General features: G+C 63.1%; 22 protein-coding genes. 13 read left to right on the top strand and 9 right to left on the bottom strand.

What is annotated here, in order from left to right; genetic code table 11:
• Window position 1 precedes the first annotated feature (1 nt).
• A complete protein-coding gene (gspG, locus tag M5B42_RS16755) occupies window positions 2–448 on the bottom strand; it encodes a type II secretion system major pseudopilin GspG (RefSeq protein ID WP_103497932.1) in 447 nt (148 codons plus the stop codon).
• Between the two features lie 521 nt (window positions 449–969).
• Here gspG and hutH point away from each other — a divergent pair.
• From hutH to gspI, 10 genes are all read left to right on the top strand, one after another.
• The gene (gene hutH, locus M5B42_RS16750) at window positions 970–2,499 is read left to right on the top strand and encodes a histidine ammonia-lyase (RefSeq protein WP_248746468.1); all 1,530 of its coding nucleotides are present in this window, start codon (window positions 970–972) and stop codon (window positions 2,497–2,499) included.
• A 58-nt stretch (window positions 2,500–2,557) separates the two neighbouring features.
• Entirely contained in the window at window positions 2,558–3,763 is a 1,206-nt protein-coding gene (locus M5B42_RS16745) for an alpha-hydroxy acid oxidase (RefSeq protein ID WP_248746467.1), read from the top strand.
• Entirely contained in the window at window positions 3,760–5,136 is a 1,377-nt protein-coding gene (locus tag M5B42_RS16740) for an FAD-binding oxidoreductase (RefSeq protein WP_248746466.1), read from the top strand. Before M5B42_RS16745 ends, M5B42_RS16740 begins: the two co-directional genes overlap by 4 nt.
• A gap of 101 nt (window positions 5,137–5,237) precedes the next feature.
• A complete protein-coding gene (locus M5B42_RS16735; protein WP_177098910.1) occupies window positions 5,238–6,074 on the top strand; it encodes a transporter substrate-binding domain-containing protein in 837 nt (278 codons plus the stop codon).
• A gap of 73 nt (window positions 6,075–6,147) precedes the next feature.
• Entirely contained in the window at window positions 6,148–6,807 is a 660-nt protein-coding gene (locus tag M5B42_RS16730; protein ID WP_248746465.1) for an amino acid ABC transporter permease, read from the top strand.
• Entirely contained in the window at window positions 6,804–7,475 is a 672-nt protein-coding gene (locus M5B42_RS16725; RefSeq protein WP_103497937.1) for an amino acid ABC transporter permease, read from the top strand. The genes M5B42_RS16730 and M5B42_RS16725 overlap by 4 nt, the downstream gene beginning before the upstream one ends.
• Window positions 7,476–7,525: 50 nt before the next feature.
• Window positions 7,526–8,365 carry an amino acid ABC transporter ATP-binding protein gene (locus tag M5B42_RS16720; protein ID WP_103497938.1) on the top strand — a complete coding sequence of 280 codons (840 nt, stop codon included), beginning with the start codon at window positions 7,526–7,528 and terminating at the stop codon, window positions 8,363–8,365.
• Entirely contained in the window at window positions 8,362–9,495 is a 1,134-nt protein-coding gene (gene hisC, locus M5B42_RS16715; RefSeq protein ID WP_248746464.1) for a histidinol-phosphate transaminase, read from the top strand. The genes M5B42_RS16720 and hisC overlap by 4 nt, the downstream gene beginning before the upstream one ends.
• Window positions 9,496–9,498: 3 nt before the next feature.
• Window positions 9,499–10,236 carry a histidine utilization repressor gene (hutC, locus tag M5B42_RS16710; protein ID WP_100941096.1) on the top strand — a complete coding sequence of 246 codons (738 nt, stop codon included), beginning with the start codon at window positions 9,499–9,501 and terminating at the stop codon, window positions 10,234–10,236.
• 129 nt (window positions 10,237–10,365) lie between these two features.
• On the top strand, window positions 10,366–10,782 hold the full coding sequence (gene gspI / locus M5B42_RS16705; RefSeq protein WP_248746463.1) for a type II secretion system minor pseudopilin GspI: 417 nt from the start codon (window positions 10,366–10,368) through the stop codon (window positions 10,780–10,782).
• Here gspI and M5B42_RS16700 read toward each other — a convergent pair.
• The gene (locus tag M5B42_RS16700; RefSeq protein WP_248746462.1) at window positions 10,742–11,173 is read right to left on the bottom strand and encodes a general secretion pathway protein GspC; all 432 of its coding nucleotides are present in this window, start codon (window positions 11,171–11,173) and stop codon (window positions 10,742–10,744) included. The two genes, gspI and M5B42_RS16700, sit on opposite strands and share 41 nt — an antisense overlap.
• A gap of 234 nt (window positions 11,174–11,407) precedes the next feature.
• Here M5B42_RS16700 and M5B42_RS16695 point away from each other — a divergent pair, with 234 nt between their 5' ends.
• Window positions 11,408–11,860, top strand: coding sequence for a GspH/FimT family pseudopilin (locus tag M5B42_RS16695; RefSeq protein ID WP_103497942.1), 453 nt, complete (start codon window positions 11,408–11,410; stop codon window positions 11,858–11,860).
• Entirely contained in the window at window positions 11,857–12,468 is a 612-nt protein-coding gene (locus M5B42_RS16690) for a prepilin-type N-terminal cleavage/methylation domain-containing protein (RefSeq protein ID WP_248746461.1), read from the top strand. Before M5B42_RS16695 ends, M5B42_RS16690 begins: the two co-directional genes overlap by 4 nt.
• Before the next feature lie 179 nt (window positions 12,469–12,647).
• On the opposite strand, the gene M5B42_RS16685 is transcribed toward M5B42_RS16690, so the two are convergent.
• From M5B42_RS16685 to M5B42_RS16675, 3 genes are read right to left on the bottom strand one after another with little or no spacing between them, the layout of a single operon-like run.
• The gene (locus tag M5B42_RS16685) at window positions 12,648–13,583 is read right to left on the bottom strand and encodes a FecR domain-containing protein (protein ID WP_248746460.1); all 936 of its coding nucleotides are present in this window, start codon (window positions 13,581–13,583) and stop codon (window positions 12,648–12,650) included.
• Window positions 13,584–13,632: 49 nt separating this feature from the next.
• On the bottom strand, window positions 13,633–14,181 hold the full coding sequence (locus tag M5B42_RS16680) for a sigma-70 family RNA polymerase sigma factor (RefSeq protein WP_100941089.1): 549 nt from the start codon (window positions 14,179–14,181) through the stop codon (window positions 13,633–13,635).
• A 5-nt stretch (window positions 14,182–14,186) separates the two neighbouring features.
• Window positions 14,187–14,912: a TonB-dependent outer membrane receptor gene (locus tag M5B42_RS16675; protein ID WP_248746459.1), complete on the bottom strand. Its 726-nt coding sequence runs from the start codon at window positions 14,910–14,912 to the stop codon at window positions 14,187–14,189.
• 153 nt (window positions 14,913–15,065) lie between these two features.
• Here M5B42_RS16675 and M5B42_RS16670 point away from each other — a divergent pair, with 153 nt between their 5' ends.
• Entirely contained in the window at window positions 15,066–15,392 is a 327-nt protein-coding gene (locus M5B42_RS16670; protein WP_152738744.1) for a hypothetical protein, read from the top strand.
• Window positions 15,393–15,741: 349 nt separating this feature from the next.
• On the opposite strand, the gene dctM is transcribed toward M5B42_RS16670, so the two are convergent.
• From dctM to M5B42_RS16650, 4 genes are all read right to left on the bottom strand, one after another.
• Window positions 15,742–17,025, bottom strand: a complete 1,284-nt coding sequence (gene dctM / locus M5B42_RS16665; protein ID WP_100941087.1) for a C4-dicarboxylate TRAP transporter large permease protein DctM — start codon at window positions 17,023–17,025, stop codon at window positions 15,742–15,744.
• The gene (locus M5B42_RS16660; RefSeq protein ID WP_103499830.1) at window positions 17,025–17,663 is read right to left on the bottom strand and encodes a TRAP transporter small permease; all 639 of its coding nucleotides are present in this window, start codon (window positions 17,661–17,663) and stop codon (window positions 17,025–17,027) included. The genes dctM and M5B42_RS16660 overlap by 1 nt, the downstream gene beginning before the upstream one ends.
• Window positions 17,664–17,695: 32 nt before the next feature.
• Complete coding sequence (locus tag M5B42_RS16655) at window positions 17,696–18,682, bottom strand: TRAP transporter substrate-binding protein (protein ID WP_248746458.1); 987 nt, start codon at window positions 18,680–18,682, stop codon at window positions 17,696–17,698.
• Window positions 18,683–18,875: 193 nt separating this feature from the next.
• Window positions 18,876–19,688, bottom strand: coding sequence for a CoA ester lyase (locus M5B42_RS16650; protein WP_248746457.1), 813 nt, complete (start codon window positions 19,686–19,688; stop codon window positions 18,876–18,878).
• Between the last annotated feature and the right edge of the window lie 112 nt (window positions 19,689–19,800).

Raw genomic sequence — 19,800 nt, 5'->3', positions numbered from 1 at the left:
ACTACAACTGCCAGGAGCCGATATCAGCATCGGTGCCTTCGCCGCCCGGCTTGCCGTCGGCGCCCAGGGAGAACACATCGACTTCACCGTTGGCCCCGGGGTTGAGGTACTGGTAAGGACGCCCCCACGGATCGTTGGGCAGGCGTTCGAGATAGGAGCGCCAGGTGCTGTCCTTGGCATTCGCCGGGCGCTCGGCCAGGACCTTCAGGCCCTGGTTCTGGTTCGGGTAGGTGCCGTGGTCGAGGCGATAGAGCTTGAGGGCCTGCATCAGGCTGCCGATGTCCTGCCGGGCGGCGGTGACCCGGGCCTGGTCGGGGCGGTCGAGAACCTTGGGCACCACAATGGCCGCGAGGATCCCGAGAATGACCACCACGACCATGATCTCGATCAGCGTGAACCCTTTCTGGGCGCCGATCCGCGAGCGGGAACTGATGTGCGCGATATCCATCTCGACATTCCTTGGCTTGATTCGATTCGCCGCGGATTGTTGCAAGAAGATATGTCACCGGTATTGAAAATCCTCGGGAGGAAATACCTGCCACCCCGTTGCGCGTTTCTACCGCCAGCGTTCAGTCTCGCGAAGCCCGGCCAGTCGTTTGGCGAGTGAAATCGCCACAACCTGTATATACAGCATGAATTTTCATCATTGCTTCCCCGCCTTTATCTCCCCGCGACACCTTGCAGGCCAAAGCGACCATCCGTTGCCCGCAAGCCTTGTTTCGCGAAAAACCCTACTACCATTGGTTTCAATTCGCCCCAACAGTGTGCGGGAGGCGCGGTTTTGGTGCGGCTTTTGGTTACACATTCAAGATTCAACAGCCACTGTCATTTTTTCGCAAGCGACGGGAATCGGGTCTGAAACGCCACTCTCTGGGCGGAATAGCAGTTCTGGCCCGCATATTGCTCATCCTGTATATACAGGAACATATAGCCACCTATTCCACCCACCCTCCGCCTTAGGACACTGCCATGCCCGCACCTCTGCAGCTCAAGCCCGGTCAACTCACCCTGGATCAACTGCGCGTCATCTATCAGAAGCAATGCGCGATCGAGCTGGACCCCGCCGCTCGCGAAAACGTCGACGCCAGCACCCGCACGGTGAACGAGATCATCGCCAACCAGCGCACCGTGTACGGCATCAACACCGGCTTCGGCCTGCTGGCCAGGACCTCGATTGCCACCGAGTCGCTGGCCAAGCTGCAACGCAACCTGCTGCTCTCCCACTGCACCGGCACCGGGCCGCTGCTCGATGATGCCAGCGTCGGCCTGATCATGGCATTGAAGGTCGGCTCGCTGGCCCGTGGTTTTTCCGGGATCCGCTGGGAAGTGATCGAAGCGCTGGTCAAGCTCTATCACGCCAAGGTCTATCCGTGCATCCCGTCCCAGGGCTCGGTGGGCGCCTCGGGCGACCTGGCACCGCTGGCCCATATGTCCGCCGTGCTGATCGGCGTCGGTCGCGTGCGCCATGAAGGGCGGGAAATGGATGCCGTCGAAGGCCTGGCGATTGCCGGCCTGGAACCCATGGTGCTGGGGCCGAAGGAAGGCCTGGCGCTGATCAACGGCACCCAGGTCTCCACCGCACTGGCGTTGCGCGGGCTGTTTGCCGCCGAGAAACTGTTCAGCGCCGCCGTGGTGGCCGGCAGCCTCTGCGTGGAAGCCTTGAAAGGCTCGGACGTGCCCTTCGACCCGCGCATCCAGGCGGTACGCGGTCAGCCCGGACAAATCGACGTGGCCCAGTTCTATCGTGAACTGCTGGCGAACAGCGAGATCCGTCAATCCCATATCGATTGCGCCCGGGTCCAGGATCCCTACTCGCTGCGCTGCCAGCCGCAGGTCATGGGCGCTTGCCTGGACCATCTGCGCTTCGCCGCCGGGGTGTTCCTGCGTGAATCCAACGCGGTTTCGGATAACCCATTGGTGTTCAGCGCCGACGGCGACGTGCTCTCGGGTGGCAACTTCCACGCCGAACCGGTGGCGATGGCCGCTGATGTGCTGGCCCTGGCGATCTCCGAAATCGGTGCCCTGTCCGAACGACGGATCGCGCAACTGGTCGACCCGGCGCTCTCCGGTCTGCCGGCCTTTCTGGTCCGCGAAGGCGGCCTGAACTCGGGGTTCATGATCGCCCAGGTCACCGCCGCGGCCCTCGCCTCGGAGAACAAGACCCTGGCCCACCCGGCCTCGGTGGACAGCCTGCCGACCTCGGCCAACCAGGAAGACCATGTGTCGATGGCGACCTTTGCGGCTCGCCGCTTGCTGGATATGGCCGGCAACAGCAGCGCCGTGGTGGCCATCGAACTGCTCGGTGCCGCCCAGGGCGTCGACCTGCATGCCCCGCTCAAGACCTCGGAAAAACTCGCTGAAGTCCTGGCGATGATTCGCCGCGAGGTCGCGCACTACGAAGAAGACCGTTACTTCGCGCCCGATATCGCGGCGGCCAGGAACTGGGTCGAGTCCGCCGCCTTCGAGAGCTGGTTGCCCGCCGCACGTCTGTATGCCTGATTAACACCGGGTTGGCGCAGCCCTGCTGCGCCACTTTCTTCACGCCATAGGGATCGCCATGCGTCGCTACTATTCAGGGCCGGATTTTCACCGGGCACAGAGCATTGCCGAACTGGCCGTCATGGCCCGGCAACGCCTGCCGCATTTCGCCTGGGAATACCTGGAAGGCGGAGCGGAGGAAGAGCTGACGCTACGCCGCAATCGCCAGGCGTTTGCTGATATAGCGCTGTTACCGCGCACCCTGATGCCCTGCTCGGTGACGCAAACCCAGCGCTCGCTGTTCGGGCGAGAGCTGCCGCTGCCCATGGCCATCGGCCCCACCGGCTACAACGCGATGCTTTACCGCGATGCCGATATTCATTTGGCCCGCGCCGCCACCGAGCGCGGCCTGCCTTTTACCTTGAGTACCGTGTCCACCAGTTCCCTGGAACAATTGGTCACGGCGGTGCCCGAGGTCAATCTCTGGTTCCAGCTCTATTGCCTGCGTGACCCCGCCGTTGGCGCGGACCTGCTGCAACGGGCCGACGCGGTCGGCTGCAAGACTCTGCTGCTGACCAGCGATGCCGTGCTGCTGGGCAACCGCGAATGGGACCGGCGCAACTTCGTCCGGCCCCGGCAACTGAGCCTGCGCAACAAGCTCGACGTGCTCTGTCATCCCCGCTGGATAGCCCAGGCGCTATGGCCACGGGGCCTGCCGATCCTGGGCAATATCGAGCGCTACCTGCCGCCCGGACAACGCACCATCGAAGGCGCCGCGCACTTTATCGGCAGCCAGATGGACACCGGTCTCGACTGGGACGCACTGGCCCGGTTACGCGAGCGCTGGCCCCATCGGCTGCTGCTCAAGGGCGTGCTGCACCCGGCGGATGCCGAAAAAGCCGTGACGTTGGGACTCGACGGGTTGGTGGTCAGCAACCATGGCGGCCGTCAACTCGACGGGGTTCCCGCCAGCCTCGACTGCCTGCCGGCGATTGCCGCCGTGGCCAAGGGCAAGCTCGCGCTGCTGCTCGACAGCGGTATCCGCCGCGGCAGCGACATTCTCAAAGCCTGTGCACTGGGGGCCGACGCGGTGTTGCTGGGGCGATCTACCCTGTATGGAGTCGCCGTCGGCGGACAGGCCGGCGCCGGCCACGCCCTCGATCTGCTGGCGCAAGAGCTGCGCCTGGCCCTGTCCTTGCTGGGCACTGCGAACCTGAACCAGCTTGATCGTCGCGCCCTGGTGACGACGCCCCCTACCCTTTCCGACCGTGAGTTGAGCCGATGAGCGATTTACCACACACCCTCGAATTGCTGCGCCGGGCCTTGGGCAATGACGCCGTCGTCACCGGCGCCGATATCAGTCAGCGTCACTACAGCGACTGGACCGGCCATGCCCCGACCTGTCCCGCCGCGCTGCTGTTGCCACGAACCACGGCGGACGTGGCGAGTGCCTTGCGGATCTGCAATGGTGCCGGACAATCGGTGGTTCCCCAGGGCGGCATGACCGGGCTGGCGGGCGGCGCTGTACCCAGGGCCGACGATATCGCCCTGTCCCTGGAGCGCCTGCGCGGCATTGAAGAGATCGACCCGGCCGCTGCCACCATCAGCGTCCTGGCCGGCACCACGCTGGAGGAAATCCAGCAGGCGGCGCTCAACGCCGGTTTTGTCTTCCCCCTGGACCTCGGCGCTCGCGGCTCATGCCAGATCGGCGGCAATATCGCCACCAATGCCGGTGGCAATGCGGTGATCCGCTACGGCATGACCCGCGACCTGGTACTCGGACTGGAAGTGGTCCTGGCCGATGGCCGGGTGCTCGATCTGCGCAACAAGATGATCAAGAACAACTGTGGTTATGACCTGAAACAGTGCTTTATCGGCAGCGAAGGCACCTTGGGCGTGATTACCCGCGCGGTCCTGAAGCTCGCCCCGCAACCCGGCCAGACCAGCACCCTGCTCTGCGCCCTGCCCGACTACTCCAGCGCGGTCAGCCTGCTGCGGCGGATCCAGCGCAGTGTCGGCACGCCGCAGGCCTATGAGCTGATGTGGCAGGACTTCTTCCGCCTCGGCGTGAGCTGGCTGGAAAACGCCACGGCACCAATGTCACTCGAGCACCCGTTGTATGTGCTGCTGGAGTCCGCCGGTTCCCAGGAGCAGCTGGAAACCTCACTGGAAGAGGCGTTCGCCGCCGGTGAGGTCCTTGATGCGGTTCTCGCCAGCTCCCAGGCCCAGGCCCGGGGACTCTGGAAGATCCGCGAAGCCACCGGTGAGTTTCCTATCCGCATGACCCCATTGAATTTCGACGTCAGCCTGCCCATCGGCCTGATCGGCGACTTCGTCGAGCGTTGCCGCGCACGCCTGGAACAGCGCTGGCCGGGCAACCACAGTGTGTACTTCGGCCACATCGGTGACAGCAACCTGCACCTGACCCTGGACTGCGCGTCCCTGCCCCAACCCGCGCCGATCCTGGCCATCGAGGAGCTGGTCTACAGCGCGGTCGGCGAACTCGGCGGCTCGGTGTCCGCCGAACATGGCATCGGACTGCTCAAGCGCGAGTTTCTCCATCACTCGGTCGGCCCCGAGGCCCTCGCCGTGATGCGCCAACTCAAGGACTGCTTCGACCCCAACGGCATTCTCAACCCGGGCAAGATTCTCGCCTGAGGGCTGTATATACCGCAATGGCACGTTAACTGCTGTTACCAAGCTGAATCACCGCAGGAACACACACTCAACCTCGCTGCATCCCCTGAAGGAGTGACACCATGCAACTCGATTCTCTATTCAGTAAACGATTCAACGGCCTGTGCCTGGCGCTCACCCTGAGCGTCGCTTCCCTGGCGGCACATGCTGATCAACTGGCGGACGTCAAGAAAGCCGGTGAACTGGTGGTAGGTACCGAGCTGCAATTTGCGCCTTTCGATTTCACCGACAACGGCAAGCAGAAAGGCCTCAACTCCGAGCTGTTCGAGCAGTTGGGCAAGGAACTCGGGGTCAAGGTGAAATTCCTCGACCTGCCGTGGCCCAGCGTATTGCCGGGGCTTGAAGCGAAGAAATTCGACGTGGTCGCCGGCCCGATCATCGTCACCCAGGCCCGTAAAGAGCGTTATCACTTCATGCTGCCGATCGCCGAAGCCACCGTGGCCTTGATGATTGGCGCCAACGACAACAGCATCACCAAGCCGCAAGACATCGCCGGCAAGGCCGTGGGCGCGGGCAAAGGCTCGGCGCAACTCGAGGAACTGAAGACCTTCGCCGCGACGCTGCCGCAGAAGGTCACCATCCGTGAATACGTCGACAACAACCAGGCCTACGCGGACCTGGCGGCCAAGCGCATCGTCGCCGTCGCCAACTCGCTGCCGAACATCTCCTATGTCGCCGCCCAGCGCAGCAATGCCTTCAAAGTGGTCCAGCCACCGTTCGGCAAAACCTCCTACTTCGCCTACCTGGGACGCAAGGATGACGACGCCAACAGCCTGATCGCCGCACTCGATGCCGCCCTGCTGAAAATGCATGCGGACGGGCGCCTGGCGGCCTTGCAGAAAAAGTGGCTGGGTGCCGAGATGAATGTGCCGCAAGCCGACTTCACCCCAACCTGGTAAATCCGCCTGCCCATTGGAGGACCTGATCGCCGGCCAAGCCTGGCCGGCGATCAGCTGAGTTGGAGTCACTGCAATGTTCGATTGGCCTTTATTTTTGCAGAACCTGCCGTTGCTGCTGACCAGCCTGCTGGTGACCCTCGAGGTCTCCACCGCGGCCCTGGTGATCGGCTTTTTCATCGGCATCCTGATCGCCAGCCTGCGCCTGTCGCCGCTGCCGTTGCTCAGGCGCCTGGGGGGCGGCTACATCTTCGTGTTCCGGGGCATTCCGCTGCTGGTGCAATTGCTCTTTGTCTATTACTTCCTGCCACGGGTCGGGCTGCCCAATGTGTCGCCGCTGACGGCCGCGATCATCAGCCTGTCGTTGTGCGCCGGGGCTTATATCGCTGAAATCCTCCGGGGCGGCTTTCTCGCCATCCCCGGTGGTCAGCTGGAAGCGGCCGGGCTGCTGGGCCTGAGTACCCGGCAGATGCTGATCCGCATCCGTGTACCGCAAGCCGTGCGCCTGACCCTGCCGGCCCTGGTCAATGAAATGATCCTGCTGATCAAGGCGTCCTCGCTGGTGTCGGTGGTCGGTCTCGCCGACCTGACCCGTACCGCGCAGAACCTGGCGGCCAGCGATTACCTGTTCGTCCAGGACTACCTGATGCTGGCCGGCTTCTATTGCCTGATCAATATCCCACTGGCGTTCTGCGGCGGCCTTTTGGAACGACGCATGAAGGAGCAACAGACATGATCTTCGACTACCGGGTCATTACCGAGCACCTCGACGATATCGCCCAGGGCTTCACGGTCACCCTCGGCACCTGGTCCGCCGGGGTGGTCCTGGGGTTGTTCCTCGGCTTGCTGATTGCCGTGGCCCAATTGTTCGGCAACAACCTGATTCGTGCACCGCTACGGGCGTTTATCGAGGTGATTCGCAGCACGCCATTCCTGGTCCAGCTGTTCCTGGTCTATTACGGCGGGCCGTCCTTCGGCCTCAGCCTGGACCCTGTTCCCGCCGGGATCCTCGGGCTGGGCATCTATGGCAGCGTGTACTTCGCGGAGATCTTCCGCACCGGTTTCGAGTCGGTGGCCCGTGGCCAACTGGAGGCGGCCGACTGCCTGGGCATCACCCGCTGGCAATGCATCCTGCGCATCCAGTTGCCGCAGATGCTGGTGATCATCCTGCCGGCGCTGGTCAACCTGGTGACCATCCTGTGCAAGGAAACCGCGGTGCTGTCGATCATCACCATCCCGGAGCTGACCATGGTCATGACCGGTATCGGCTCGCAAACCTTCGCCTTCGTCGAAACCCTGCTGGTGCTGTGTATCGGCTATCTGCTGCTGGTGGAGTTCTGTTCACGCCTGGGCATGGTCCTGGAGACCCGGGTCGGCCGCTTTATGAGCAGGCAGCCGCAATGACTATCCAACAACGCCCTCTGCCACCCATTGTCCCGAAACAAGGTGACCCCATGAAGACCTCCGAACAACTCCCCGGCGACTCGCAACCCATGGTGCGCCTGCACAATGTCGGCAAGAGCTTCGGCGCCCTGCGTGTGCTCAAGGGGATCGACCTGCAGGTCCGGCATTCCGAAGTGGTGTGCCTGATCGGCCCTTCCGGCTCGGGCAAAAGCACCCTGCTACGGAGCATGGCCTTTCTCGAAGAGTACGACGAAGGCGAGATCCATATCGAAGGCCAGTTGCTCGGCTATGTGCCGGACAACGGCAAGGGCCGCAAACGCGCGGCACAAGCCCAGATCAATCAGGTCCGGCGCAATATCGGCATGGTCTTCCAGCAGTTCAACCTGTGGCCGCACATGACCGCGTTGGGCAATGTCAGTGAAGCCCTGCTGCGGGTGCGCAAGCTGCCGGCCGCCGAAGCCCGTAAACGCGCCCTGGCGATGCTCGACAAAGTCGGCCTGGCGCACAAGGCCGATGTCTATCCGATCCAGCTCTCCGGCGGTCAGCAGCAGCGCGTGGCGATTGCCCGGGCGCTGGCCATGGAGCCGCACATCATGCTGTTCGACGAACCGACTTCGGCCCTCGACCCGGAGCTGGTGGGCGAAGTCCTGCAGGTCATGAAGACCCTGGCCAAGGAAGGCATGACCATGGTGGTGGTCACCCATGAGATGGGTTTCGCCGCCCAGGTCGCCGATTCGGTGGTGTTCCTCGACCAGGGCCAGGTGGTGGCCCAGGGCACCCCGCAGCAAATCTTCCACAACACCGAACACCCCCGTCTGCAGCAATTCCTGCAGAACTATCTGGATCGCAATGCGTTCTGGCAAGACAACAAAGAGGCTTCCCCGGTATGAACGCTGCTGAACTGCAACTCCTCGCCCGCCCCCAGGTGCGTGATCTGGCCAGCTACAATGCCGGCCTTGGCACCGAAGCGGTGCGCAAACGTTTCGGGCTGACCCGGGTGGCCAAGCTGGGTAGCAACGAAAATCCCCTGGGGCCGGCACCGGCGGTCGCCGCCGCCATGACCCTGGCCTGTTCCAGCATTGCACTGTACCCGGATGCCGGCTGCCTGGAACTGCGCGCGGCCCTCAGCGCCAAGCTCGGCGTACCGGGCAATCAGCTGGTGTTCGGCAACGGCTCCGAAGACTTGCTGAGCATCATCAGCCGGGTGTTCCTCGACCATGGCGATGAAGTGGTCACCGTGGTGCCCTCGTTCGGCCTGCACTTTATCTACCCCATCGCCGCCGGGGCCCGGGTAACGGGCGTGCCGATGACCGATGAAGGCCGTTTCGACGTGCCGGCAATGATTCAGGCGCTGACCCCGAAAACCCGTCTTCTGATGTTTTCCTGCCCTTCCAACCCGGTCGGCTGCACCCTCGATGCCGACGAGCTGCAACGCCTGTTGGCGGCACTGCCGGCCCAGTGCCTGCTGGTGTTCGACGAGGCTTATTACGAGTACGCGCAATTCGAAGAGGGTTATCCCGATTGCCTCGGTCTGATCCAGGCCAGCGGCAAGCCCTTTATCCTACTGCGGACCTTCTCCAAGGCGTATTCCCTGGCCGGCTTGCGGATCGGCTACGGCATCGTCAGCGACCCGATGCTGGCCGACCTGATCGACCGCCTGCGCACGCCATTCAATATCAATCGCGTTGCCCAGGCCGCGGCGATTGCCGCCCTGGCCGACGAGGAGCACCTGCAGGCCACCCTCGCCCACGTCGCCCATGAGCGCCGGCATATGGTGATTGCCTTGCAGAACATGGGGCTGGACACCGCGCCGTCGCTGGCCAACTTCCTCTTCTTCAGCACGCCCTATCCCGCTGAAACCATCAACCAGGCCTTGCTGGGCAAGGGCATTATCGTCAAACCCTGGCGTGAAGACGGCTACACAGAGTACTTGCGTGTCTCCATCGGTAGCTGTGAGGATAACGACCTTTTTCTCAAAGCCCTGGCAAGTGTTCTTGCCGCTCAAAAAGATGCGGACTGACCCATGATCAAAAATGCACCGCAAGCCCTCTATCGGCGCGCGAAGGACTTTGTGCAAGACAAGCTGCGCAGCGGCGAATGGAAGCCTGGCGACTTGATCCCCTCGGAAAACCGCCTGGTGCAGGAACTGGGCATTTCGCGCATGACCGTCAACCGGGCCTTGCGCGAGCTGACGGAAGAAGGTCATCTGTTGCGCATCTCCGGCGTCGGCACCTTTGTCGCCGAAAGCAAGCCGCAATCGAACCTGCTGCGCATCACCAATATCGCAGATGAAATCATCGCCCGCGGGCACAGCTATTCCTGCCGGGTCCTGCACCTGGGCCGCGAGGCGGCCTCGATGCCGGTGGCCGCCGCGCTGGCGCTGCCTACCGGCTCGTCGGTGTTTCACCTGATCTGCGTGCACAGCGAAGAAGGCGTGCCGGTGCAGTTCGAGGATCGCTATGTCAATCCCGAGTTGGTGCCGGACTTTCTGCAACAGGAGTTCGGTGAACAGCTGCAACCGGCGCGCTACCTGTTGCAGGTCATTCGTCCCGACGAGATGGAGCATATTGTCGAGGCCGGTCACCCCAGCAGCGACGAAAGCCGGCATATGCAGATCGACGCCCTGGAACCGTGCCTGATCCTGGTACGGCGGACCTGGAGCCAGAACAAGATTGTCACCTACGTTCGCCTGACCCATCCCTCGTCGCGGTATCGCCTCGGCAGCCGCCTGCCAGTGAGTGGCGCCCACAGGGACAGTTAAGGGAAGACCTGTCATCGGCTGAAGGCGAATCAACGGCAAGCCGTTGCGAAAAGCTCGGGAGCTTTGGTCAGCAGGCGGTCAAACAAGCCCCCTAGTCTTGAGCCTGGGTTCCCCTCTCGAGTCGACTTGATGCCCCGTCCACACCACCAAGGTGGTTTCACCCTGATCGAAGTGCTGGTGGCCCTGACGATCATCGCCGTCGCGCTGTCCGCCGCCGTGCGCATGGCCGGGGTGATGACCCAGAGCAACGGGCTGTTGCGGGACAAATCCATCGCCTTGCTGGCAGCCCAGAGCCGTCTGGCGGAATTGCGCCTGGAAGGACGCCTGCCCGTCGGGCGCAAATCCTTCGAATGCGATCAAGGCCGGCTGATGCTGCGCTGCGACCAGATGATCGGCGCATTCGGCGCCGGTCTGTTCAAAGTCGATATCCTGGTCCTCGATCGCAGCCGCGAGGCGCCACCGCTGGCCCAGTTGGAAACCGTGCTGAGCCCGGCCCAGCCGGCACTCAAGGGCGTGTCAGCTTCGGCAGGAACGGCGCAGCACTGAGGCGGGTCACGTTCAGGTGGAGTTTTTCCGTGCCGCGGTCGACAACAATGCCCTCGGGCTCGATGGCCAGCAGGCGCACGCCCTGGCTCAGGAGCTCACCGGCGAGGAAGCTGCGTGGCGGACCATCGTTGAGGCTGAGGATCGCCACCGCTCCGTGCACCCCGGCCATGACTCCGGAGACCTTGATATCGAGCACCGCCGGCTGGTTGGAAAACCATTGCAGGGCGGGATTGTCGCTGCGGGTGCCGGCGGTTTGCGGCAAGCCTTCGGGCAACAGTGACGGCGCAGGCTTCAACAACAGGCTGGACCAGGTCAGCGCACCGGCCAGGGCGGCAAGCAGGGCCAGGGCCTGGACGATCTGTGGTGGGGAGAAACGTTGAGGCCATTGCATGCTTGAGGTCCTTTTCGACAGTGATCCGAACACGCCACCTTGCAGGAGCCGGCTTGCTGGCGATGCGATCCGATGGTCGACATCGCCGTTGCCTGATACACCGCTATCGCCAGCAAGCCGGCTCCCACAGAAACGCGCTCCCATCAGACTACCTGTCAATTCTCACGTTTTTATTTCACATGCTCATCATCTTCGCGGCGCAGCCTGTATCAACCCTCAAGGAGCCCTTGTCGAATGGATGTCGTGCGCCCCCAAGCCGGTTTCACCCTGATCGAACTGATGGTGGTGCTGGTCATCATCGGTATCGCCAGTGCGGCCATTGGCCTGAGCATCAAGCCGGACCCGTTGCACCTGCTGCGCAAGGACGCCGAGACACTGGCCCAGGCCCTGCAGGTAGCCCAGGCCGAGGTCCGGGCCGATGGCCGGCCGATTCGCTGGCTGAGCGACAGCAAGGGTTATCGCTTCAGCCGCGGCGACGACCAGGGCGGCGTCGAGCAGTTCGCCCAGGACCCGCAACTGCGCCCCCGTGCCTGGCTGAGCACACCGATGCAGGTGCGTATCGACCCGGGCAAAAGCCTGCTGTTGACCGCCGAGTGGATCGGCGTGCCGTTGCGCCTGTCGCTCTCCGACGGCCAGCACAGTATCAGCGTGCTGCGTAGCGCCACCGGCGAGGTGAAGGTGCAATGAACAGGCGCCAGCAAGGCTTTACCCTGATCGAAGTGATGGTCGCGATCATGCTGATGGCGATTGTCAGCGTGATCGCCTGGCGCGGGCTGGACAGCGTCAACCGCGCCGACGAACACCTCAAGGCCAGCGCCGGACAGACCCGCGAACTGCTGGCGGCGTTGGGGCAGTTGGAGCGTGATGTGGCGCTGCGCGCCGGCATTGAACTGGTGGAACCGGTGGTGGTGGATACCGAACACGAAGCCCCGCCCGCCCCCGTGGCCCTGAGCGTACGCAGCGCCGAGGGCAAGGGCTTTCGCCTGGAGCTGATCCGCGCCGCGCCGCAGCAGGACGGCGCTCTGCAACGGGTGCGCTGGTGGTTGCAGGGCGGCACTCTGTATCGCGCTGCTGGACCGGCGCGCACGCAATTCCCGTTGCCGGCGGCCAAGGAGGGTGTCGCGGTACTGGCTCAGGTGCGGGAAATGGACTTGCGGGTCTGGCAACCGGGCAAGGGCTGGCGCAACCTGGGCGGTAGTCATCAGGATAATCCCCAGGGCCTGGAAATCACCCTGGTGCGCGACACACCCCAGGGGCCGGAGCGTTATCGCCAGGTGCTAGGGCCGCTGGAGTAGCAAGACTCGAGGGCCTCTTCGCGGGCAAGCCCTGCTCCTACAGTTTGGCGTCGGATACACGTCTTGCGGACACCATGGATCTGTAGGAGCCTGGCTTGCCAGCGAAGCTTTTGGCAGCCTCAAGGACGCCAGCTCTGGCAAGCCGGCCCACAGTGCCTACGTGAACCGCAGCATTGCGCTTAGCTAAGCAACACCACACCACCCGGCAACTCGGTGCACTTGGCTCCGTAGGCATCGCGGATCAACAACGCCACCCCCGCCAACTGATCGAGACTGAAACGCGCCTGGACCTTGCGTTTGCCCAACTCGGCATTGAGCAACACCAGCATGCCCGGGCGATAGCGGTTGATCTCGTCGATCATCGAGGCCAGGGTCGCATCATTGAACACCAGCATCTTGTTACGCCAGGCGATCACGTTCGCGGCGTCCACCGTTTGCGGCTCGCCGGTATGCCGGGCGTCATAGGTCAACTGTCGGCCACTCTCCAGACGAAAGCTGCGGCCCTGCACCTGTACCGTCAGCAGACCTTCGATACAGGTCACACAAACGCTCTGGTCAATATGACGCACGTTGAAACGCACCTGATCGGCACGTAACCAGCCCGGACCGGCCTGGACGCTGATCGACTCACGCGAGCGCGTCACCACTTCCACTTCACCGCTGACCAGTTCGATCCGCGCACCGCCGCCGACCGCCGCCAGACGATTGATCCGGGTCTGGGTGTTGAGCTCCAGGCGGATATCGTCGCTCAGGTCGATGCGCCGCTGCTCGCCGACTTCGGTGACGTAATCGGCACCCAGCCCGGAAAAACCGCCGGGTATCGTTTCGCGCACCAGGAAAAAAGCCGCCGACGCCGCAATGGCAGCGCCGAGAAAAGCCCTTCGGCCAAACTGCCGGGCACGGGGCGGATGCTGCAATTGCAAGGCGGCCGGCTTGAGGGAGTGCCACATCGACTTGCTGCGTTCGAACGCCTGGGCGTGTTCCGGGCTCTGCGCGCACCACTGGCGCAAGGCCCGGGCATCGCCGGCGGTGGCCCGCCCCGAGGTCAGGAGGATCAGCCAATCCTGGGCTTCGCTATGCAATCGAGCGGTCTCGCCGGCCCGGGAATCAGTCATGGAAGTCGTGTTCAAGCGCGCAGGTACTCAAGAAAATTTTGCTGGTCTATTACCTAGACGGTTTTCCCGCACCGGGACCGAACCGCTGAATCACTTTTCTTTCAAGGCGTGCCGCGCAATGCCCCAGGGCGGCCTTCAATTCCTTTTCGACCATGCGCGTGGAAATCCCGAAACGTTGGGAAATCTCCAGGTGCGGCGCTTCTTCCAGACGCGCCGCGATAAAGATCCGCCGTCGCCGTGGCGGCAGCTCATACAGGGCGCTGAGCAGCAACTGGATCTCCTTCTGCCCACCCACGACCCGCTCCGGGTCCTGGGATTCGTCGCTGACCTGCAACAGTTCCTCGATTTCCTCGCCCGTCAACAAGCGCGCGTCGGCCTGGCGGCGATCGGCGGCGATATTCAGCGCCATGCGGTACAGATAGGCGTTGGGCTGGGTGAGGTTGAGCGGCGCTTCCATGCGGTCGACCCGCAGATAGGTTTCGTGCAGGACGTCGTTGGCCAGATCCTCGGAACCCAGGCGTCGGCGCAAGCGCGCCTTGAAGTCGTCATAGGAGGTCAGGAACAACCGGACCATAGGACTCTGCCCGATATTCTTCATACTTATCAGGCTCCTTCCCGCTCTGTGCATTCCATGCTGCTTCCTGCTGAGTTCGGCGTTATTAGAAGGGTTATCGGTTGATGCAGCGACGTTGGCGCGGGCCGCCTGACACGCACACCACTCAACCGTGCCACCAGCGCCCCGTCGCGCTGAATATCTCCGGTGGAACTGACCAGGCGGCTGTACTGGACATCACCGGCACGCCCGATCCACACCTGCAACACCGCCCGGTAAGTCCCCGGCCGGGTCAGCGGCAACGCACACAAGGCCTGCTCGATCGCCACCTGGATCGCCTGGGCATAACTGCTTGCCATGGCTCTCGCCGCCGAACCCTCGCTCCCCTTGCCCGTCGGCCGCTCGTTGACTTGCGCCACTTGCAGGGTAAAGGCATCGGCCCGGGCGTAACGCGCCATCAGGCCAGTGCCGGTGAGCAACAGGCTCAGGGCTTCGCTGGCCCGATAGCGACCCTGCACGGCAAAGGATCGGCGTGCGCGGGTCAGGTCGCGGTCCACCAGCACCGCCATGCCGGTCAGGCGACTGAAGGTATCCAGTGCACCAGCCAGCTCCTGGGCGGCAATGTCCAGGTCCAGGCGCGCCTCGGGATCAAGCTGTACCGGTTCCGCAGCCAGGCACGAACAAATCCCGCCCAGCAGCCAGCCGGCCAGGATCAGGCTCGCCAAGGGATAGCGAAAGAACGACAGACGCACCGCCACGGATCGAAGTCCCTGCACAGCTGACGTGTTCCTGAAAATCGTCATCCTGAGGGCTGTTTATGAACCTGATGTTACGTTCACTGCAAAAAAACCATCACCTGGTGGCGAACGGCTTTGATCTAGACTGAAGGACCAGAGAAACCCTTCTTCCAGGGTCGCCAGGAGGCGTCAATGAAATACTCATCAACCCTTACCGCGCTGTTGTTGCTCGCGCTATCGGGCTCGGCGCTGGCCGCTGAGCCGACCGCGCAACCGGTCGGTTGCATCGACGTCAGTGTCGGCGGCTACAAGGCCCCGGACTACAACTGCCTGAGCCAGCAGATGAGCGACCCGGAGCAGACCCAGGCGCGGCAGAAGAACCAGGAAGCACTGAACCCCGACATCAGCAAAAAAGCCCCCAACAAACTGGGCCTGGCAACGCCGGCCGCCACCAGCGTACGCATGGGCAATACCTTCGGCACCTCGGTGATGCCGCAGCGGCCACCAGCGGGCCAGTGACCCCTGGCTGCCCTTGAAGGAAATTCGAAGCCAGGCGCGGTCCTTGTAGGAGCCTGGCTTGCCAGCGAAGAGGCCCTCAAGATTGCCAAAAGCTTCGCGGGCAAGCCCTGCTCCTACAGTACGTTGTCGGCCACAGATTTTGTGTACGACACAGACCTGTAGGAGCCTGGCTTGCCAGCGAAGGGGCCCTCAATATCGCCAAAAGCTTCGCGGGCAAGCCCTGCTCCTACAGTGCGTTGTCGGCCACAGATTTTGTGTACGACACAGACCTGTAGGAGCCTGGCTTGCCAGCGAAGAGGCCCTCAAGATCGCCAAAAGCTTCGTGGGCTGGCCTTGCTCTTCCAGAGCATCAAGGCATGCCCAACCAGTGCGGCAGCGTCAGCGAGATCATCGGCACGTAGGTCACCAGGATCAGGAACGCCAACAGGATCATCAACCACGGCAACGCCGCACGGATAGTCTGTCCCAGGGTGAGCCCGGTTACCGCCGAGGTCACGAACAGGTTCAACCCCACCGGCGGGTGCACCAGGCCGATTTCCATATTCACCACCATGACGATACCCAGGTGAATCGGGTCAATCCCCAGCTTCACCGCAATCGGGAAAAAGATCGGCGCCAGGATCAGCACAATGGCCGACGGCTCCATAAAACTACCGGCAACCAACAGCACCACGTTGACCATCATCAGGAAGCCGATCGGCGTCAGCCCTTCGGACACCACCCAGTTGGTGATCTGCTGCGGGATCTGCTCGGTGGTCAGCACATGGGCGAACAGAATGGCGTTGGCGATGATGAACATCAGCATGATCGCCAACCGGCCCGACTCCATCAGCACCTTGGGGCAATCGCGGATCTTCATGTCCTTGTAGATGAACAAGGCGACAAACGCCGAATACACCGCCGCCACCGCCGCCGCTTCGGTCGGGGTGAACAGGCCGCTGTAGATCCCGCCCAGGATGATCACCAGCAACAGCAACCCCCAGAAGGCACGGCGCGCCGCCGTCAACCACTCGCGGAAGGTCGCCCGTGGCTGCGCCGGTAATTTCTTGATCCGCGCAACGATATAGATCGCCACCATCAGCATCAGGCCCAGCAGCAGCCCGGGAATCACCCCGGCCATAAACAGCTTGCCCACCGAGGTTTCCGTGGCCGCCGAGTACACCACCATGACGATCGACGGCGGAATCAGGATGCCCAGGGTCCCGGCGTTGCAGATGATCCCGGCACCGAACTCCTTCGGATAACCCGAACGGACCATCCCCGCCACCGCGATGGAACCCACCGCCGCCACCGTCGCCGGCGAGGAACCGGACAAGGCGGCGAACAACATGCAGGCCAGCACGGCGGCAATCGCCAGGCCCCCACGAATATGCCCGACACAGGCGTTGGCGAAATCGATCAAGCGCTTGGCCACGCCGCCGGTGGTCATGAACGCACCGGACAACAGGAAGAACGGAATCGCCAGGAAGGTGTAGGCGTCCGAAGTCTCGAATAGCTTGATCGCCAGGGAACTGAGGGAATCCTGGCTGAAGATCAGGATCGACACCGCGCCGGACAGTCCCAGGGAAATCGCAATGGGCACGCCGAGGAACATGAAGGTGAACAACAGCAGAAACAGACAGAGAACGGCCATCAGTGCTGCTCCTTGTGTTCACTCGCCAGCTTGCTCGCTTCGCCGGCTTCATCGGCCAGGCCCAGACCGGCCTGGCGACGGGTGAAAATGCGGTAGAAGATTTCCAGGTAGCGGATCAGCACCAGGGCAAAACCCACCGGCACGATCACCACGATATAGCCGACCTTGATCCCATACTGATCGAGGTCTTCGGCACCGATCCCGGCGGCGAGCACCGCGCTCAGCCACTTGTAGCTGGCCACCATGAACAGCCCGGCGTAGGCCAGGCAGCAGGCGCAGGCGAGCAGCGCCAGGTAGCGTTGCACCGGACGCGGGGTCAGCTTGACCAGGGCGTCGACCCCGAGGTGGCCGGCGGTGCGCACACCGTAGGAGATACCGAAGAAGATCAGCCAGCCGAACATGGCCTTGGTCAGGGCCACGCTCCAGGTCATGTCCTGGGCCACGGTCATGGTGGCGTCGCCCAGGCTGTTGAAGAAGGCGCGGCTCCAGGCCCAGCGATCGGCCAGGTTGAAGAACAGCGTGTAGATGTTGTTGGCCATCACATAGACAAAGGTCACCAGCGTCATGGCCGCCAGCAGGAAAGCGATAAAGCCTTCCTCGAAATGTTCCCAGATGCGCCGCAAGGGTTGCGTTTGCATGGACAGGACTCCGCGAGAGGGAAAAGGAGGTATCAGGGCTGGTTGGACTTGTCCGCCGCATCGATCAGGTCGGCACCGATCTCACCCTCGAACTTCTTCCACACCGGCTTCATCGCCTCACGCCATTGCCCGCGCTCTTGGGGGCTCAGCTCGATGATTTCGCTGGTCTTGGCGTCGATGATCTTCTGCTTGGCGCTCTGGTTCAGCGCTTCGGCCTGCTTGTTCACCTCGACGGTGACCTCGGCCATGATCTTTTCCAACTCGCCGCGGATATCCGGCGGCAGGCCGTCCCAGAACTTGCTGTTGGTGATCACCATGTAGTCGATCAGGCCATGGTTGGACTCGGTGAAGTACTTCTGCACCTCGTTGACCTTCTGGCTTTCATAGTTCGACCAGGTGTTCTCGGTGCCGTTGACGGTGCCGGTCTGCAAACCCTGGTAGACCTCGGCGAAGCTCATCTTGCGTGGATTGGCGCGGATCGCCTTGAACTGCTCCTCCAGCACACTGGAAGCCTGGACGCGGAACTTCAGGCCACGGGCATCGCCCGGTACGTGCAGCGCCTTGTTCGCGGAAATCTGCTTCAGGCCGTTGTGCCAATAAGCCAGGCCGAGAATGCCCTTGCCCTGCATCGCAGTCAGCAGCGCCTTGCCCTGGGCCGCCTGGAAGCGGTCGACGGCGGCCATGTCGTTGAACAGGAACGGCAGGTCGTAGATCTGGATCTGCTTGGTGTACTGCTCGAACTTGGCCAGGGACGGTGCCAGCATCTGCACGTCACCCAGCAGCAGGGCTTCCATTTCCTTGCCGTCACCGAACAGCGACGAGTTGGGATAGACCTCGACCTTGACCCGGCCCGGCAGGCGTTCTTCGGCGAGCTTCTTGAACAGCAGCGCGCCCTGCCCCTTGGGTGTGTTTTCCGCGACGACGTGGGCGAACTTGATCACGATGGGCTCGGCCGCCTGCGCGAGGCCCACGGTGAGCAAGGTGGCGGCGCAGAACAGCGCCCGGGTCAACTTGAACATGTAAGTCACCTTCTTATTGTTGTGTTGTAGGCAGGTTGCCTAAAGCCATGCGTATAGAGAATTTCGAATTCTGAGTACCTGCGTTCGGCTCAGGTGAACGCTCCGTAAACTCTGGGTTCATTGCCGAAGGCTGAGTACGACGCGGTCTCCGATCAGCGGCCAAGGATCGGCCTGTCGAGCCTGCGGTGATGGCCTACACCAGCGCCAACAAGCGGCGGGCCCGCAACAAGACCGGGGCGTCGACCATCTGCCCGTCGACCTGATAGGCTCCGGCGCCGTCACTGCCGGCGTCCACCACGCGGCGGGCCCAGGCCAGGTCTTCGGCGCTCGGCGCCAGGGCCGCGTGGATCACCGGCACCTGCCGGGGGTGAATGCACAACGCACCGGCAAAGCCCATTTCATAGGCATGGCGGATTGAGCGGAGCAGGCCCTCGGGGTCGTCGATGGCCGGGTGTACGCCGTCCAGTGGGGCGACCAGGCCGGCGGCCCGTGAATGCACGATCACCGCCAGGCGTGCCTGGTCGAGGGCGAACTGCGCGGCGTCCGAGCCGCTGCTCAGGTTGAGGTCAAGGGCCAGGTCCAGGCCGCCGAAGGACAAGCGCTCGACGCCGGGGGCGCTGGCGATTTCAGCCAGGCTCAACAAACCGCGGGCACTTTCGATGATCGGCCAGACGGGTTTGCCGGTCGCCGCCACGGCGCCGACCTGGGCGGCGTTCTCAACCTTGGGCAGCAGCACGCCGCTGACGCCAGGGTGTTGCTTGCAGAACGCCAGGTCGGCGCTGTGTTCGGTGTGGTCCGGGGCGTTGATGCGGACCAGGACCCGGGCCTGGGGATTGGCGGTAAGGAATTGGCCGAGGTGGTCACGGGCGATTCGTTTGAGCGGTTCTTCGACGGCATCTTCGAAATCGACGATCACGGCATCGGCGCCGCTGGCCAGGGCCTTGGCGAAACGCTCGGGACGGCTGCCGGGCACGAAGAGCGCGGAGCGGGCTATGGATGAAGACATGTTGTGTTCCTTGTTTTTGGTTGCGCGGCCTGTCTGGGGGGACCGCGTTATCGTTCTTCGCGGCGGTGCGGCGTTCCGACAAGCCCTGCTCCTACAGTCCTCTGTCGTTCCC

It is taken from the genome of Pseudomonas sp. MWU12-2037, from assembly GCF_023242345.1.
Classification (GTDB): Bacteria; Pseudomonadota; Gammaproteobacteria; order Pseudomonadales; family Pseudomonadaceae; genus Aquipseudomonas; species Aquipseudomonas gingeri_D.
The sequence above is the reverse complement of the archived record's forward strand: the minus strand, read 5'-3'. Positions and strand labels throughout refer to the sequence as shown.

Coding starts and splice junctions, on each gene's coding strand:
- M5B42_RS16745 (WP_248746467.1), top strand. CDS start 2,558: ATGCGTCGCTACTATTCAGGGCCGGATTTTCACCGGGCACAGAGCATT.
- M5B42_RS16695 (WP_103497942.1), top strand. CDS start 11,408: ATGGATGTCGTGCGCCCCCAAGCCGGTTTCACCCTGATCGAACTGATG.
- hisC (WP_248746464.1), top strand. CDS start 8,362: ATGAACGCTGCTGAACTGCAACTCCTCGCCCGCCCCCAGGTGCGTGAT.
- gspG (WP_103497932.1), bottom strand. CDS start 448: ATGGATATCGCGCACATCAGTTCCCGCTCGCGGATCGGCGCCCAGAAA.
- M5B42_RS16680 (WP_100941089.1), bottom strand. CDS start 14,181: ATGAAGAATATCGGGCAGAGTCCTATGGTCCGGTTGTTCCTGACCTCC.
- M5B42_RS16650 (WP_248746457.1), bottom strand. CDS start 19,688: ATGTCTTCATCCATAGCCCGCTCCGCGCTCTTCGTGCCCGGCAGCCGT.
- M5B42_RS16660 (WP_103499830.1), bottom strand. CDS start 17,663: ATGCAAACGCAACCCTTGCGGCGCATCTGGGAACATTTCGAGGAAGGC.
- hutH (WP_248746468.1), top strand. CDS start 970: ATGCCCGCACCTCTGCAGCTCAAGCCCGGTCAACTCACCCTGGATCAA.
- M5B42_RS16690 (WP_248746461.1), top strand. CDS start 11,857: ATGAACAGGCGCCAGCAAGGCTTTACCCTGATCGAAGTGATGGTCGCG.
- M5B42_RS16685 (WP_248746460.1), bottom strand. CDS start 13,583: ATGACTGATTCCCGGGCCGGCGAGACCGCTCGATTGCATAGCGAAGCC.
- M5B42_RS16670 (WP_152738744.1), top strand. CDS start 15,066: ATGAAATACTCATCAACCCTTACCGCGCTGTTGTTGCTCGCGCTATCG.
- dctM (WP_100941087.1), bottom strand. CDS start 17,025: ATGGCCGTTCTCTGTCTGTTTCTGCTGTTGTTCACCTTCATGTTCCTC.
- M5B42_RS16730 (WP_248746465.1), top strand. CDS start 6,148: ATGTTCGATTGGCCTTTATTTTTGCAGAACCTGCCGTTGCTGCTGACC.
- M5B42_RS16725 (WP_103497937.1), top strand. CDS start 6,804: ATGATCTTCGACTACCGGGTCATTACCGAGCACCTCGACGATATCGCC.
- M5B42_RS16700 (WP_248746462.1), bottom strand. CDS start 11,173: ATGCAATGGCCTCAACGTTTCTCCCCACCACAGATCGTCCAGGCCCTG.
- M5B42_RS16655 (WP_248746458.1), bottom strand. CDS start 18,682: ATGTTCAAGTTGACCCGGGCGCTGTTCTGCGCCGCCACCTTGCTCACC.
- M5B42_RS16720 (WP_103497938.1), top strand. CDS start 7,526: ATGAAGACCTCCGAACAACTCCCCGGCGACTCGCAACCCATGGTGCGC.
- hutC (WP_100941096.1), top strand. CDS start 9,499: ATGATCAAAAATGCACCGCAAGCCCTCTATCGGCGCGCGAAGGACTTT.
- M5B42_RS16735 (WP_177098910.1), top strand. CDS start 5,238: ATGCAACTCGATTCTCTATTCAGTAAACGATTCAACGGCCTGTGCCTG.
- M5B42_RS16740 (WP_248746466.1), top strand. CDS start 3,760: ATGAGCGATTTACCACACACCCTCGAATTGCTGCGCCGGGCCTTGGGC.
- gspI (WP_248746463.1), top strand. CDS start 10,366: ATGCCCCGTCCACACCACCAAGGTGGTTTCACCCTGATCGAAGTGCTG.